The following is a 13,423-nucleotide window of genomic DNA, read 5'->3' as shown; positions in this document are numbered from 1 at the left end:
GGGGAACCACCGGAAGGGCTGCGGGGCGCGGCGGGCCGTTCGGGCGCACGGGGGTGCGTGCACCGCGTAGCCTTTCGGGTGTGGGTCGCGCAAAACGTTGCGGCCGTTTTTTGCAGGTCGCAGGTCGAAACCCGACTCTTGAGCCTTGGAGGATGCAGTGCGTTTGCAGGTCGTCGATCACCCGTTGGTGGCGCACAAGCTGACCACTCTGCGCGACAAGCGCACCGACTCCCCCACCTTCCGCCGTCTCGCCGACGAGCTGGTGACGCTCCTCGCGTACGAGGCCACCCGGGACGTGCGCACCGAGCAGTCGGACATCGAGACCCCGGTCGCCGCGACCACCGGTGTGAAGCTGTCGCACCCGCGCCCGCTGGTCGTGCCGATCCTGCGCGCCGGCCTGGGCATGCTGGACGGCATGGTGCGGCTGCTGCCGACCGCCGAGGTGGGCTTCCTGGGCATGGTCCGCAACGAGGAGACCCTGGAGGCCTCCACGTACGCGACGCGCATGCCGGAGGACCTCTCCGGGCGCCAGGTCTACGTGGTCGACCCGATGCTGGCCACGGGCGGCACCCTGGTCGCGGCGATCCAGGAGCTGATCAAGCGCGGCGCCGACGACGTCACGGCCGTGGTGCTGCTGGCCGCGCCGGAGGGCGTCGAGGTCATGGAGCGCGAACTCGCGGGCACGCCGGTGACGGTGGTGACGGCCGCCGTGGACGAGCGGCTCAACGAGCACGGCTACATCGTGCCGGGGCTGGGCGACGCGGGCGACCGCATGTACGGCTCGGCGGAGTAGCCGCACCGCAGCAGGGCGGGACGGCGGTCCGGGCGCCGCGGGAACCGGGGCGTGGGGCGCGAGGGCGGCTCCGCGCCCCGGTCGGCGTCGGCAGGGGCGTCCCGGTCGGCGTCGGCAGGTGCGTCCCGGTCGGCGTCAGCAGGTGGCGGCGGGCGCGGGCTGGGGGTTGGCCAGCAGGGCCAGTTCCTTGTCCGCGGCTTCCTGAGGGCTGAGCTGGGTGAAGGCGTCGCCGAGGATCAGATCGACGTCGCCGCCCTCGCGGGCGTCGTTCTGCAGGGTGTCGCCGTCGATCTGGGTGCCCAGGACGGAGTAGACCGCCTTGTCCGTCTTCGCGGAGCCGAGCAGTATCCCGGTCCCGGGGACCTTCTTGTCGAAGTCGGCGGGGGCGTTGCCGACCTGGCCGACGGTGAAGCCGCGCTTCTTCAGCTCGTCGCCGACTGCCTTGGCGAGTCCGGCGCGCTGCGTGGCGTTGTACACGTTGACCGTGATGTCGCCGGGCTTCGGGAGCACGACTGCCGGAGCCGCGCCGGCGGAGGGCGCGCCGGCCGGGACCGCGCCCGGCTTGGGCTTGGCGCTCGGGCAGTTCTCCGCGGCGGTGCCGCGCTTGCCCCGGCCGTCGCCGTCGCCGCGGAACACGTGGATGAGCTGCAGCGATCCGTAGGCCAGCACGGCGAGGCCGAGGACTGCGCCGAGCAGGGTGAAGACGATCCTGCGGCGGCGCCGAGGCCGGCTCAGACGGGGGTAGGCCGTCCCCGTGACGCGGTACTTTCCGCCCATGCCGGGGGGAGTGAGCATGCTCATGGGCGCAGCGTAATACCGGCCGGGGTGGATGCCCACCAAATGATCTGTTGATAGGGCAAGACCGACCCGAAAGGCGCAATTCGCGCAAAAGAGGCCCGGGGTGGGAGTGTCCGGGCCGTGCGGGGTCGTGGGGGGCCGCGTGGAGCCGCGCGGGGGCGCGCGGGGCGCGCGGACAGGGCGGCGTGCCGCCCCGGTTGCGGGCGGGCCGGTGTGCGGCGACGGGGGTGGCCGGAGGCGTCAGTCCATTTCGAGCACGCGCGCGTGCAGCACCTGGCGCTGCTGCAGGGCCGCGCGCACGGCGCGGTGCAGGCCGTCCTCCAGGTACAGGTCGCCCTGCCACTTCACGACGTGCGCGAAGAGGTCCCCGTAGAAGGTCGAGTCCTCGGCGAGCAGCGTCTCGAGGTCCAGCTGCCCCTTGGTCGTCACCAACTGGTCGAGCCGGACCGGGCGCGGGGCGACATCCGCCCACTGCCGGGTGGTTTCCCTGCCGTGGTCGGGGTACGGCCGCCCGTTTCCGATGCGCTTGAAGATCACACGGAAAGCCTACCGGGCCGGTGGCAGCGGGCGCAGCCTCGCGGCGGCGGCGCAAAGGTGGCATCCACGGCCATATCGGGAGCGAGCGGCGTACGGGTGAACCGCGGCAGGCCGGGAGTTGCGGCGGCCGGCCGCGGACGAGGGCTACGCGTCGGCGCTGCGCGGGCGGTCGGCCCAGGCGTCGCTCTCCGCATAGTGGTTGTCGTACACCGGCTGGCTGTCCAGGACGTCCCGGACGGTGGCCTCGCCGGCGCGGACCCGGCCGAGCAGCCGGTAGTAGTCGAAGCGGCCCATGCCGGGGGTGAAGCCGACGAAGACCTCGGCGGTATGGCCGGGGTGGGGCGCGAAAGCGTGCTTCACGCCGGGCGGAACGGAGAGGAAGTCGCCGGCGGCGAGGGTCCGGACCTCGTCGCCGACGAGGACGTCCAGCCGCCCGGAGAGGACGTGGAAGAACTCGGTCGCCTTGGTGTGGAAGTGCACCGGGGCGCCGGCCGCGTCCGCCTCGAAGGAGGCCGTGTTGCAGGTGAGTTCTGCGGTGTCAGTGAGCAGGGTGATGGTGCTGCCGGGGCCGTCGGTGATGGTCTCGGCTGTGGTGGCGCGGGTGAGGACCGTCTTCGCCGTCGTCGCTTCGCTGTTCATGACCACGAAGCTACGGCCCCGTTTGACCGGTGGCAGGGGTCAATCGGGGCGCGCTTTCCCCGGTCGATTCCGTTCGGTGCCCGGGCCCCGCGGCCGGTCTCACCCTTTCGGCTCCGCCTTTCCCGGCTTCGGGTTCGGCTCCGGTTTCGGCTTCGCCTTTGCGGCGGCCTTCGTCTCCTGCTTGTAGGCCCGCACCCTGGCCAGGGACTCCGGGCCGGTGATGTCGGCCGCCGACCGGTAGACGCCCGCCTCGCCGTAACTCCCGGCCGCCTCGCGCCACCCCTGGGGGCGTACGCCGAGCTGCTTGCCCAGCAGCGCCAGGAAGATCCGGGCCTTCTGGTCCCCGAACCCCGGCAGGTCCCTGAGCCGCTCCAGCAGCTCGGCGCCGGTGCCGGCGTCGGCCCACAGGGCCGCCGCGTCCCCGCCGTAGTGCTCCACGAGGTACGCGCACAGCTGCTGGACCCGCTTCGCCATCGCCCCGGGATAGCGGTGCACTGCCGGTTTCGCGGAGAGCAGCGCGGCGAAGGCCTCGGGGTCGCAGGCCGCGATCGCGTGGGCATCCAGGTCGTCCGCCCCCATCCGCCGGGCAATGGTGTACGGGCCGGAGAACGCCCACTCCATCGGCACCTGCTGGTCCAGCAGCATGCCGACCAGCGCGGCGAGGGGACTGCGGCCGAGCAGCTCGTCGGCCTCCGGCTGCTGGGCGAGCCGCATCGTGATGTCCATGGACCCAGCCTCCCGCGTGGCCGTGTTCCCCGCGCGCTTGGCGCACCGCGCGCCTAGCGTGAGTAACCGGAAAAACGCCACGACCAGGAACGAGCACGACACAGGAGTCGATCGATCATGGCTGAGTTCTCGGAAGGTGCGCCCTGCTGGGTGGACGCGATGTTCAAGGACGTGGAGGGCGCGAAGACCTTCTACGGCGAGGTGCTGGGGTGGACCTTCGGCGAGGCGTCCAGCGAGTACGGCAACTACACGCAGGCTTATTCGGACGGCAAGGCGGTCGCGGCCGTCGTCCCGCCGATGCCGGGCGCGGACGCCCCCTCGCAGTGGTGTCTGTACTTCGCCTCGCCCGACGCGGCGGCCACCGCCGAGAAGATCAAGGCGGCCGGCGGCACGGTGATGATGGGCCCGATGCAGGTCGGCAGCTTCGGCACGATGGTCATCGCGCAGGAGCCGAGCGGCGCGGTCTTCGGCGTCTGGCAGCCCGGCGACCACAAGGGCTTCGAGAAGATGGGCGAGCCGGGCTCCTACGCGTGGGCGGAGGTCTTCACCCGGGACACAAACAAGGTCGATTCCTTCCTCCCGCAGGTCTTCCCGTACGGCGCCCGGCAGATGGAACCGGGCGACAGCCCCGAGGCGGCCGGGATGGACTTCCGGGTCTTCAACGCGGGCGGCCCCGACAAGCCCGTGCTCGGCCGGATGCTGATGGGTGGGGACTTCCCGCCCGAGATCCCCTCGTACATCCAGGTCTACTTCGGGGTCGCGGACTGCGACGAGGCGGTGGCGAAGGCGAAGAAGCTGGGCGGCGCGCTCCACTTCGGCCCGATGGACACCCCGTTCGGCCGGTTCGCCGCGCTGACGGACCAGCAGGGCGCCGCGTTCGCGGTCATCGACATGTCGACGACGTCCGGCGAGATGCCGCAGATGACGGACGTCTGACCGGCCGCCGGGAACCGAGGACCGCGGTTTCGGCCGGCCACCCGCAGCGGGTGGCCGACCGGCCGCCGCCGTACGACACACACCCGTACGCGTGCGACACACCCGTACACACCCGTACGACGCAACGCACCACACCCGTACGCCGCACTCGCAGCCCCATCCGTATGCCACCACCCGCACGAGTCACGAGTGGGGACACCTTCCATGAGCCTGAGCATCCGCAACCGGCTGGCCGGCACCGTCACCGACGTCGCCGCCGGCGAGGCCATGACCACGGTGAAGGTCCGGCTGGAGGGCGGTCAGGACATCGTCGCCGCCATCACCAGCGACGCTGCCCGGGAGCTCGGCCTGGCGGCCGGCTCGGCGGTCAGGGCCCTGGTGAAGGCCACCGAGGTGGCCTTGGCCAACGAAGCCGTCGACAACATCAGCATCCGCAACCAGCTGGCCGGCACCGTCGCCGGCATCTCCGTGGGCGCCGCCATGGCCACGGTCACGGTCGTCGTCAACGACAGCGTGCTCACCGCCGCCGTCACCAGGGACGCCGTGGAGGCGCTCGGCCTGGCCGCCGGGGCGCCGGTCATCGCGCTGATCAAGTCGACGGAGGTCGCCCTGGCCCTCGACTGACCGGCCGGGCCGGGCCGGGACCAGGATCGGGGTCCGGATCGGGGTCCGGATCGGGGTCAGAACCGGGTCAGAACCGGGTCAGGACGGGGCGGTCGCGGGCTGGTCGCCCAGGGCGGCGACGAGGAGGACGTACGCGTGGTCCGCCTCCGGGGTCAGCTCGGCCTCGATCTCGTCGTCGGTCCGCCCGGCCAGGGTGAGTTCCTGGACGCGCCGGAACAGCAGCCGGTCCGCGGCGGCTATCAGGGCCGCGGCGGTTCGGGGGGCGATGGCCGGGGCCGTCCGCGGTGTGGCGGCGGCGAGGGCCTTGGCGAGCGCCTCCTCGCGCAGGTCGTGCAGCTCGCGCAGGCGTGCGCAGAGCGTGGGGCTGTCGGCGACCATGCGGGCGAAGGCGAGGCCGGTGAACCCGGCGACCGGGCTGTGCTCGACGAGCGTGGCGCGGAAGGCCCGTCCGAGGGCGACGAGCGGTGCCTCGCCGGGGGCGCGCTCGGCGACCGTCCGCGCAAGGAGCTGCGTGAACACCTCGTGGTGGTCGAGGGCCAGGTCCTCCTTGCGCGGGAAGTAGTTGGTGACCGTCTTCTTCGCGACGCGCGCGGCGGCGGCGATCTCGGCGATGGTCGTCTGCTCGAAGCCCTGCTCGATGAAGAGCCGGGTGGCGCAGTCGGAGATCAGCTGCCTGGTCTCCTGCTTCTTGGACTCACGGAGCCCCAGCTCGGTACCCATGCGCGAAATATTACCCCCGTAGCAAAATTCCCCCTTGCCAGCCGCGATGCCCTCAGAGTAAATTTACATCCGAGGTAAAAATCGCCTGAGAGGTTCAGTGTCCTGAGGGAGGCGCCGTGCACGTGATCACCCCCGCCGCGGGGAACGTCACCGAAACCCCGAACGCCCGTATGACCGGCCTGGCCGCACCCAGCCGGGGCAGCACCGAGATCAGCACTTGGGCCGTGGCCATGGAAGCCGGCCGCACCGGCCCCGAGCACTCCGTCAGCCGCGAACAGGTCTGGACGGTGACCGCCGGATCCCTGGAGATCACCTGCGGCGGCCGCACCGAGACGGTCGTGGCCGGGCAGACCCTCGTCCTCCCGCCGGACCGGATACGCCGGGTCCACGCCCCGCAGGCGGCCGAGGCGCACGTCGCCATGCGCACGGACGGCGTGGTCTGCGTCCCCGGCGCCGAGGGCGCCCGCTCCCTGCCCTGGGCCTCCTGAGCCCGGCGGACCAGGACGCATGGGCGAGCCGGACGGGCCGCGGTCCGACGTGTGGGCGACAGGTGCCGCCTACGAGCGGTACATGGGCCGGTGGAGCAGGCTCGTGGCGGAGCAGTTCGCACAGCGGTCGGCGGACGTCGCGGACGGGCTGCGCTGGCTCGACGTGGGATGCGGCACCGGGGCGCTGTCCGCGGCGGTGGCCGCCCGGCGGCACCCCCGGCTCGTGGTGGGAGCCGACCGGTCCGCGGGCTTCGTCGCCACGGCCCGCGCAGCCGCGCCGCCCTCGGGGCCGGAGCACTTCGTCGTGGCCGACGCGACGTGCCTGCCGACCCGCGACGCCGTGTTCGACGCGGCCGTCAGCGGCCTGGCGCTCAACTTCTTCCCCGACCCCTCCGCGGCGGTCGCGGAGATGGCCCGGGTGGTCCGGCCCGGCGGACTCGTCGCGGCGTACGTGTGGGACTACGCCGAGGGCATGTCCTTTCTGCGCCGTTTCTGGGATGCCGCCCGGCGGGCGGACCCTTCCGCCGCCGCGCTGGACGAGGGCCGGCGGTTCCCGCTCTGCCGTCCGGAGCCGCTCCGCGCGGCCTGGGCCGGAGCGGGGCTCGCCGACGTGTCCGTGGCCGCGATCGAGGTGCCGACCGTGTTCACCGGCTTCGCCGACCTGTGGGAGCCCTTCCTCGCCGGACAGGGCCCGGCCCCCGCCTACACGGCCGCCCTGGCCCCGGCCGCCCGTGCCCGGCTGCGCGACGAGCTCCGGGCGGCCGTCCCCCGGAACGCGGACGGCACCGTCGCCCTCACCGCCCGCGCCTGGACGGTGAGCGGCCGCCGCCCGGGCCGTACGCAGGGGTGACGGACCGGGCGCTGCGCAAAGGGCGTCCGCGACGAGTTCGGGTGACGTACCGGCTACCGGCCGGCGGAGTGCACGATGTGGATCGCCGCCACGAGCCGTTCCGCGGAGGCGGACTTCGGCACGACCCTCGCGCGCCAGCGGACAGGCACTGCTCCGGCCGTCTGGACCGGCCGCTCTCCGCGATGAGCACCGGTGTGGCAGTCCGGCAGCGTCCGGCTGAGTGACGCGGCGCCCCGTACTCCGTCCGCATCCGGTTGCCCCACGTCGAGGACGGAAACGTCCGCGCGGCGCCGGTCAGGAACCGGTGGCCGGCGCCGGGTCCTGACCGGTCACGGCGTGCTCCGGCTGCGCGGTGCCGAGCATCTGGGTCGCCGCCAGCCTCGCGTACAGGCCGCCCTCCCGCAGGAGTTCGGCGTGGGTGCCGGCAGCCCGCACCCGGCCGTCCTCCAGGACGAGGATCCGCCGGGCGCCGGTCACCGTGGACAGGCGGTGGGCGATCACCAGGACGGTGGTGGTGCGCGCGATCTCCGCGACGACCTCGCGCAGCTCGTTCTCGTTGAGGGCGTCGAGCTGCGAGGTGGCCTCGTCGAGCAGCAGCAGCCTGGGTCGCCGCAGCAGCGCGCGGGCGATGGCGATGCGCTGGCGCTGGCCGCCGGACAGGGCCGCGCCGCGGTGGCCGACCTCCGTGTCGAGTCCCTGCGGCAGGCCGTCGACCAGCTCGGTCAGCCGGACCTGCTCCAGTACCCGGTCCAGGTCGGCGGGGCTCGCGCCGGGGGCGGCGAACATCAGGTTGTCGCGCAGGGTGCCGGCCAGCACGGGGGCGTCCTGCTCGACGTAGCCGATGGTCCGGCGCAGTTCGGCCGGGTTCCAGTCGCGCAGGTCGCGCCCGTCGACGGCGATGCTGCCGCCGTCGATGTCGTAGAACCGCTCCAGCAGGGCGAACAACGTGCTCTTGCCGGTGCCGGAAGGCCCGACGACGGCGGTCAGACCGCCGGGGCTGATCTCGAAGCCGGCTCCGTCCAGGACGGGCGGGCCGTCCTCGCGGTAGCGGAAGACGACGTCGCGGAAGACGATTCCGGCGCCCCGGTCGTCCGCGGACCCGCCCGTGCTGCCGGGCTTTCCCGCCGTGCTGCCGGGCTTCCCGGTCGGTTCCTCCCCCTCCTCGGTGGCGAGTTCCAGCACCTCGTGGATGCGCCCGATGGCGGCGGTGCCCACCTGGAGGCCGCTGATCCCGCTCGCCAGCTGCGCGATCGGCCCCACCAGGTAGAACAGGTACAGCAGGAAGCCGATCAGCGAGGCGACGCTCATCGATCCGTTCGCGACCCGTGCCCCGCCCAGACCGAGCACGGTCAGGAACGCCAGCTGCACCACCAGGCCGCTGGAAGTCCCGGCCACCGCACCCCAGCGGGCCGCCCGTAGGCCCGCCCGCCAGGCACCCTGCGCCGAATCCTCCAGGGCGGCGCTCTCCCGCTGTTCGGCGCCGCTCGCCTTGACCGTACGGATCGCTCCGAGCAGCCGCTCCAGCCCCGAGCCCAGCTCGCCGAGGGCCTCCTGCGCCTCCTTGCTCGCCCGGGCGATGCGGGGCATGACCAGGGCGATGCACACGCCGATGGCGAGGACGACGCCGAGCACGGCGAGGAAGAGGACCATGTCGAGCCAGGCCATCAGGACGAGCATGCCCGACAGCGTGACGGAGCCTATGAGCGTGTCGACGAGGTTGTTGGTCGCCGCCTCGCGCAGCAGGGTGGTGTCGGCCGTCACCCGGGAGATGAGATCGCCGGGCGGGCGCCGGTCCAGGTCCGCGACCCGCAGCCGGGGCAGCCGCGATATCAGTCGCCTGCGGGCGCCCAGCACCACGCTCTCGGCGGCCCGTTCGACGGCGTACCCGCCGAACGCACCGGCCAGTGCGCCGCCCACGATCAGCAGGCCGAGGAGCAGCACCTGCCGGGAGACCGGCTCGTCGACGGCCAGCGCCTCGACGAACGACTTGGCCACCAGTGGCTGGGCGAGGCCCGCGACCCCGCCCAGCGCGCTCAGTGCCGCGCCTGCGGCGAGGGCCGCGCGGTGCGGCCGGGCGTGCCCGAGCAGGGAGCGGATGGCCGAGTCCTTCATCGTCGTGGTCCTTCTTTCCTTCGTCCGGTCGGTGGGTCAGGACATCCGCAGGGTCGTGAGGATTTCGGGTGCCCTGTCGAACAGACGCCGTCCCATGGTCCGCAGGGTGAGCAGGACGGCCAGAAGGCCGTACGCCGTTCCCAGCGGCAGCAGCAGCCACGAGAACGCGGAGCCGTCCAGCGCGACCGCGGCCGCGATCACCGGGGCGATCACCACCGCGCCGAGCACGGAGCTGCAGAAGTTCGCCAGGTGGTAGCCGCCGCTCTGGCCTGGCGCGCTCACGCTCCAGGGGTCCTCGGGGTAGGGGTACGGGTGGAACACGCTGATGACCATGCCCATCGCGAACGTCACTCCGAGCAGCGCGAAGGCGACCCCGAGCGCCGCGGCGAGCCGGCCGGTGCGGCCGGTGGCGAGGGCGACACCGGTGCCGACGGCGGTGAGCCAGGGCACGATGACCACCAGTTGGGGGAGCAGCCGCCCCACGAGTTCGGCGCGGGCCTGCGCGACGGTGCGCAGCGTGGCGACGTTGGTCCAGATCGCGGAGCCGTCGAGGGCGAACAGCACACCGGGGACGGTCAGCCCGAAGACCCAGGCGCCACCGACGACGACGTACGGGGTCCGCATGCCGACCGGCACCATGACGACCGGGAACAGCAGCGCGTACGCCAGTGCGGCGATCATCGTCATCCGGTGCCGCGGCGCCCGCGCGAAGGCGCTGAACTGGTGGTGGGCGACCAGCAGGGCCCGGCTGGAGGTGAGCAGACGGGCCCGCAGGCCCGCCGTCCGCCCGCCCCGGACCTCGACGGCCTGGGCCGTGGAGGAGTCCGTCGTGGTCATCAGCCGGGCCAGGGAACCGTGCCACCACACCATCAGCAGCCCGATCAGGGCGGCGGTTCCCGCCAGTTCGAGCAGGGCGGTGCCGGTCCTGCCGTCGGCGGCGGCCCGGACGGCGTCGGCGGGCCAGCCCGCCGGGGTCCAGCGCAGGACCCTTACGACGACCGGCGGCAGGGCGAGGCCCGAGCCGGCGGTGGTCAGCAGCAGATAGGCGGCGTAGCCGCCGACCGCGGTCAGCAGGCCGCCGAGGGCGGCGGCGTCCTTCCCGCGCCGGCCGGTCAGCGCCCGCGCGAAGGAGGCCAGTACGGCCCGGGAGGCGACCACGCACAGCAGCAGTGCGAGCGGTACGGCGAGGACGGTGACGGCCGCGCCGGGAAGGGTGTCGAACGCGCCCTCGGCGGCGCCGGCGACCGCACCGGTGATGATGACGAGGGTGCACAGCGGCCCCGGTCCGATGAGCGCGGAGGCGGTGGCGCCGGCGATCAGCCGGCGGGGCCGGACGGGCAGCACGGCGAGCCGTGTCGGATCGGAGCTCTCGTCGCCGCCCGCCCCGAAGGACAGCGGCAGCGCCAGCCAGGCGACGGCCAGCCCGGCGAAGGCCAGCACCGCGAGGTCGGCCGCCCCCGGCTCGCCCCGGCCCGCGGCCAGGCCCACCGCCGCATAGCAGGCCGCGGCCACACTGATGCCGGAGCCGGCCACGAAGCCCACGGCACGGGCGGTACTGCGGCGCAGACTGCTGCGCAGGAGGGCGAGTTTCAGCCCGACGAAGACCCCAACCATGCGAGGCTCCCTCCCTTCGCCTTCCCGGCCGGGGCGCCGACCAGTTCCATGAAGCGCTCGTTCAGGCTGCGGCCGGCCCGCACCTCGTCGAGCGTGCCGTCGGCGACCACGCGGCCCTTGGCCAGGACGGCGACGTGGGTGCACAGGGCGGCCACGAGCTCCATGACGTGGCTGGAGAAGACCACCGTCGAGCCGGTCGCGGTGTACTGGCGCAGCACCTCGCGGATCGTCTCGGCCGACACCGGGTCGACGCTCTCGAAGGGTTCGTCGAGGAAGAGGACCGGCGGGTTGTGCAACAGTGCGGCCGCCAGGCCGATCTTCTTGCGCATGCCGGTGGAGTAGTCGACGACCAGCTTGTCGCCGGCCTCGGTGAGGCCGAGCACGTCGAGCAGTTCCTCGGCGCGCGCCTCGGTGTCGGCGGACGGCAGCTCCCGCAGCCGTCCGGTGTAGCGCAGCAGTTCGCGCCCCGACAGCCGCTCGAACAGGCGCAGGCCGTCCGGCAGGATGCCGATGCGGTGCTTGGCCTCGTACGGGTCCTGCCAGACGTCGTGGCCGGCGACCCGCACCGTGCCCGCGTCGGGCCGGAGCAGTCCGGTGATCATCGACAGGCTGGTGGTCTTGCCGGCGCCGTTGGGGCCGACCAGGCCGTAGAAGCTGCCCCGGGGGACGGTGAGGTCGACTCCGTCGACGGCGACCTTGTCGTCGAACTCCTTGCGGAGCCCGCGCGCTTCCACGGCCGCGGGGACCGTGCTGCCTTCGGGAGGGTGGTGCATGGTGGAGCCTTCCGCCTGGGTGGGGGGGGGGGGGCATGCCTGCGCTCCCCGCCACGGCACGGAGGCGGCCACGGCGCGGCCTGTTTCGTACGGGTCGGAACGAAGGGCAGGAGAACCGAGATGCTGCTGCTCATCGCGAAAGAACGGGCGGTGCCCGGGCGCCTCGCCCGCGCCCGGGACCCCTCGGATCGGCCGAGACCGGCCTACTACCGGATCAGCCGAAGGTTCCCGCGCTGCGCGCGTCCAGTACGGCCGACTCCGCATGCTGGTCGGGCATTCGGACGGCGATGGACGGGTGGCGGGGCTCCATGGTGTGCAAAGCAGTCACTCTCCCCCGATGGACTGTTCGAAAGTGATCGTAAGCATCTGGTAACGAGATGGCAAAATCTCGGCGCTGGGGCAGGCCGCATGGCGTGGAGAGCCGGCCTGCCCCGGCTAGCCCGCCTGACCTGCTGTTATGCGCGTCATCGTCCGGTGTCGACGACCGCGCGATCACAGCCGGAGCCGCCCGGATGCGGACGGAGAAGCGCCAGGGACGAGTCCGTGAACCCCAGCCCCTGAGGGCCGGCGCTCGGAAGCTCCGTGGGCTTGGGGACCAAATGTTGGCGGCGGGGCGCGGGGCGCCGTGGAACACCTGGCTGGTGTGCCAGAACCGGTGGACCGACCCGGTCGGTACCCAGGCGGTCTTCGGCGTCCGCCCCTCCGCGCCCCCCGTTGCGCCGCCACGGCCTCACCCTTGGCACGCTCCGCGACCGTGCCGTCCCGTCGACCTGAGTTTCGGTCAAGTCCTCTTCGTGGCCGGCGACGTCGTGGAAAGCTGGGCGTCGACTGCGACAGGGGGGCCTGATGACCGGGGTGGAACTGGTGGTGGCGGCGCTGGCCGCCGGGGCGTCGGCGGGGCTGACCGACACGGCGAGCAGCGCCGTGCGGGACGCGTACGGCGCGCTCCGCGAGGCGGTGCGCCATCGGCTGTCCGCACGTGGCGTGGAGGTGCTGGACGACGAAGAGGCGGAGCCGGATGTCCGGGAGGCGCGGCTGCGGGAGGAGCTGACCGCGTCCGGCGTCGACCGGGACCGGGAACTGCTGGCGGCGGCCGAGAACCTCTGGGTGCTGGTTCGCCCGGGAAGCACGTACCAGGTCGACGCGCGCGGTGCCAAAGGCGTGCAGGTCGGCGACCACTCCACCCAGACCAACACGTTCCACTGAGGGCCGCAGCCGGTGGACAGCCACGACGGCCGACCTCCGCGGATCGACGCCCGAGGGGTGTCCGGGCTGCAGGTCGGGGGCGGGAACCTGCAGATCAACCTGCTGGCTGGTGTCCCCGGGCCGGCCCGGTCGGCCTACCTCTACCAGGTGCGCTCGATCGCACCGGCCAGGCTCCACGGCCGGGAGGCGGAACTCGCCGAGCTGGACGAGTTCTGCACCCGCCCCGGCGGGAGCGCCTACCGCTGGTGGCGGGCGAAGGCGTGGGCGGGCAAGTCGGCCCTGCTGTCCTGGTTCGTGCTCCACCCGCCGGAAGGCGTGCACGTCGTCTCGTTCTTCGTCACCGCGCGCTTCGCCGGGCAGAGCGACCGCGAGGCGTTCATCGACGTCGTCATGGAACAGCTCGCGGCGCTGCTGGGCAGGCCCGTGCCCCCGCACCTGACCGGGGCGACCCGCGCCGCGCACCTGCTCGCGCTGCTCGACGACGCGGCCACCGCCTGCCGGGAACAGGGGTCGCGCCTCGTCCTGGTCGTGGACGGACTCGACGAGGACCTGGGGGTGACCACCGGCCCCGACGCGTACAGCATCGCCGCGCTGCTCCCGGCCCACC

At 73.1% G+C, this 13,423-nt stretch carries 14 protein-coding genes and 1 pseudogene; 7 read left to right on the top strand and 8 right to left on the bottom strand.

The genetic code is table 11. The annotated features are described in order from the left end of the window. Window positions 1-157: 157 nt before the first annotated feature. The gene (upp, locus tag HYE82_RS25975; protein ID WP_179176580.1) at window positions 158-793 is read left to right on the top strand and encodes a uracil phosphoribosyltransferase; all 636 of its coding nucleotides are present in this window, start codon (window positions 158-160) and stop codon (window positions 791-793) included. A gap of 135 nt (window positions 794-928) precedes the next feature. Here upp and HYE82_RS25970 read toward each other — a convergent pair whose 3' ends face one another. The 4 genes from HYE82_RS25970 to HYE82_RS25955 form a co-directional block, all read right to left on the bottom strand. Then, window positions 929-1,594 (bottom strand): LytR C-terminal domain-containing protein, encoded by a 666-nt coding sequence (locus HYE82_RS25970; RefSeq protein ID WP_256987681.1) that lies wholly within the window; start codon window positions 1,592-1,594, stop codon window positions 929-931. 237 nt (window positions 1,595-1,831) lie between these two features. Next, entirely contained in the window at window positions 1,832-2,128 is a 297-nt protein-coding gene (locus HYE82_RS25965) for a type II toxin-antitoxin system VapB family antitoxin (RefSeq protein ID WP_114058229.1), read from the bottom strand. A 144-nt stretch (window positions 2,129-2,272) separates the two neighbouring features. Further along, on the bottom strand, window positions 2,273-2,767 hold the full coding sequence (locus HYE82_RS25960; RefSeq protein WP_179176579.1) for a cupin domain-containing protein: 495 nt from the start codon (window positions 2,765-2,767) through the stop codon (window positions 2,273-2,275). 99 nt (window positions 2,768-2,866) lie between these two features. Further along, window positions 2,867-3,493 (bottom strand): HhH-GPD-type base excision DNA repair protein, encoded by a 627-nt coding sequence (locus tag HYE82_RS25955; RefSeq protein ID WP_179176578.1) that lies wholly within the window; start codon window positions 3,491-3,493, stop codon window positions 2,867-2,869. A 117-nt stretch (window positions 3,494-3,610) separates the two neighbouring features. Between HYE82_RS25955 and HYE82_RS25950 the strand changes: the two genes are divergently transcribed. Both HYE82_RS25950 and HYE82_RS25945 read left to right on the top strand, forming a co-directional pair. After that, window positions 3,611-4,429 carry a VOC family protein gene (locus tag HYE82_RS25950; RefSeq protein ID WP_179176577.1) on the top strand — a complete coding sequence of 273 codons (819 nt, stop codon included), beginning with the start codon at window positions 3,611-3,613 and terminating at the stop codon, window positions 4,427-4,429. Window positions 4,430-4,633: 204 nt separating this feature from the next. Continuing rightward, window positions 4,634-5,053 carry a molybdopterin-binding protein gene (locus HYE82_RS25945; protein ID WP_179176576.1) on the top strand — a complete coding sequence of 140 codons (420 nt, stop codon included), beginning with the start codon at window positions 4,634-4,636 and terminating at the stop codon, window positions 5,051-5,053. Window positions 5,054-5,131: 78 nt separating this feature from the next. Here HYE82_RS25945 and HYE82_RS25940 read toward each other — a convergent pair whose 3' ends face one another. Then, window positions 5,132-5,773: a TetR/AcrR family transcriptional regulator gene (locus tag HYE82_RS25940; protein WP_179176575.1), complete on the bottom strand. Its 642-nt coding sequence runs from the start codon at window positions 5,771-5,773 to the stop codon at window positions 5,132-5,134. A gap of 116 nt (window positions 5,774-5,889) precedes the next feature. On the opposite strand from HYE82_RS25940, the gene HYE82_RS25935 reads away from it, so the two are divergent. Next, on the top strand, window positions 5,890-6,261 hold the full coding sequence (locus HYE82_RS25935; RefSeq protein WP_309144450.1) for a cupin domain-containing protein: 372 nt from the start codon (window positions 5,890-5,892) through the stop codon (window positions 6,259-6,261). A 19-nt stretch (window positions 6,262-6,280) separates the two neighbouring features. Then, window positions 6,281-7,111 carry a class I SAM-dependent methyltransferase gene (locus HYE82_RS25930; RefSeq protein WP_179176574.1) on the top strand — a complete coding sequence of 277 codons (831 nt, stop codon included), beginning with the start codon at window positions 6,281-6,283 and terminating at the stop codon, window positions 7,109-7,111. Between the two features lie 294 nt (window positions 7,112-7,405). On the opposite strand, the gene HYE82_RS25925 is transcribed toward HYE82_RS25930, so the two are convergent. The 3 genes from HYE82_RS25925 to HYE82_RS25915 are packed head-to-tail and all read right to left on the bottom strand — an operon-like array spanning window position 7,406 to window position 11,610. Beyond that, window positions 7,406-9,223: an ABC transporter ATP-binding protein gene (locus tag HYE82_RS25925; protein WP_179176573.1), complete on the bottom strand. Its 1,818-nt coding sequence runs from the start codon at window positions 9,221-9,223 to the stop codon at window positions 7,406-7,408. Window positions 9,224-9,259: 36 nt separating this feature from the next. Beyond that, window positions 9,260-10,837 (bottom strand): transporter, encoded by a 1,578-nt coding sequence (locus tag HYE82_RS25920; protein ID WP_179176572.1) that lies wholly within the window; start codon window positions 10,835-10,837, stop codon window positions 9,260-9,262. Next, window positions 10,813-11,610, bottom strand: coding sequence for an ABC transporter ATP-binding protein (locus HYE82_RS25915; protein WP_179176571.1), 798 nt, complete (start codon window positions 11,608-11,610; stop codon window positions 10,813-10,815). The genes HYE82_RS25920 and HYE82_RS25915 overlap by 25 nt, the downstream gene beginning before the upstream one ends. Before the next feature lie 846 nt (window positions 11,611-12,456). Between HYE82_RS25915 and HYE82_RS25910 the strand changes: the two genes are divergently transcribed. Both HYE82_RS25910 and HYE82_RS25905 read left to right on the top strand, forming a co-directional pair. Next, entirely contained in the window at window positions 12,457-12,816 is a 360-nt protein-coding gene (locus tag HYE82_RS25910) for a hypothetical protein (protein WP_179176570.1), read from the top strand. Between the two features lie 12 nt (window positions 12,817-12,828). Then, a pseudogene (locus HYE82_RS25905) lies at window positions 12,829-13,423 on the top strand (hypothetical protein); the annotation flags it as partial.

Source organism: Streptomyces sp. BR123, from assembly GCF_013401435.1.
Classification (GTDB): Bacteria; Actinomycetota; Actinomycetes; order Streptomycetales; family Streptomycetaceae; genus Streptomyces.
Note: the sequence above shows the minus strand (reverse complement) of the source record. Positions and strands in the feature narration are given on the sequence as shown.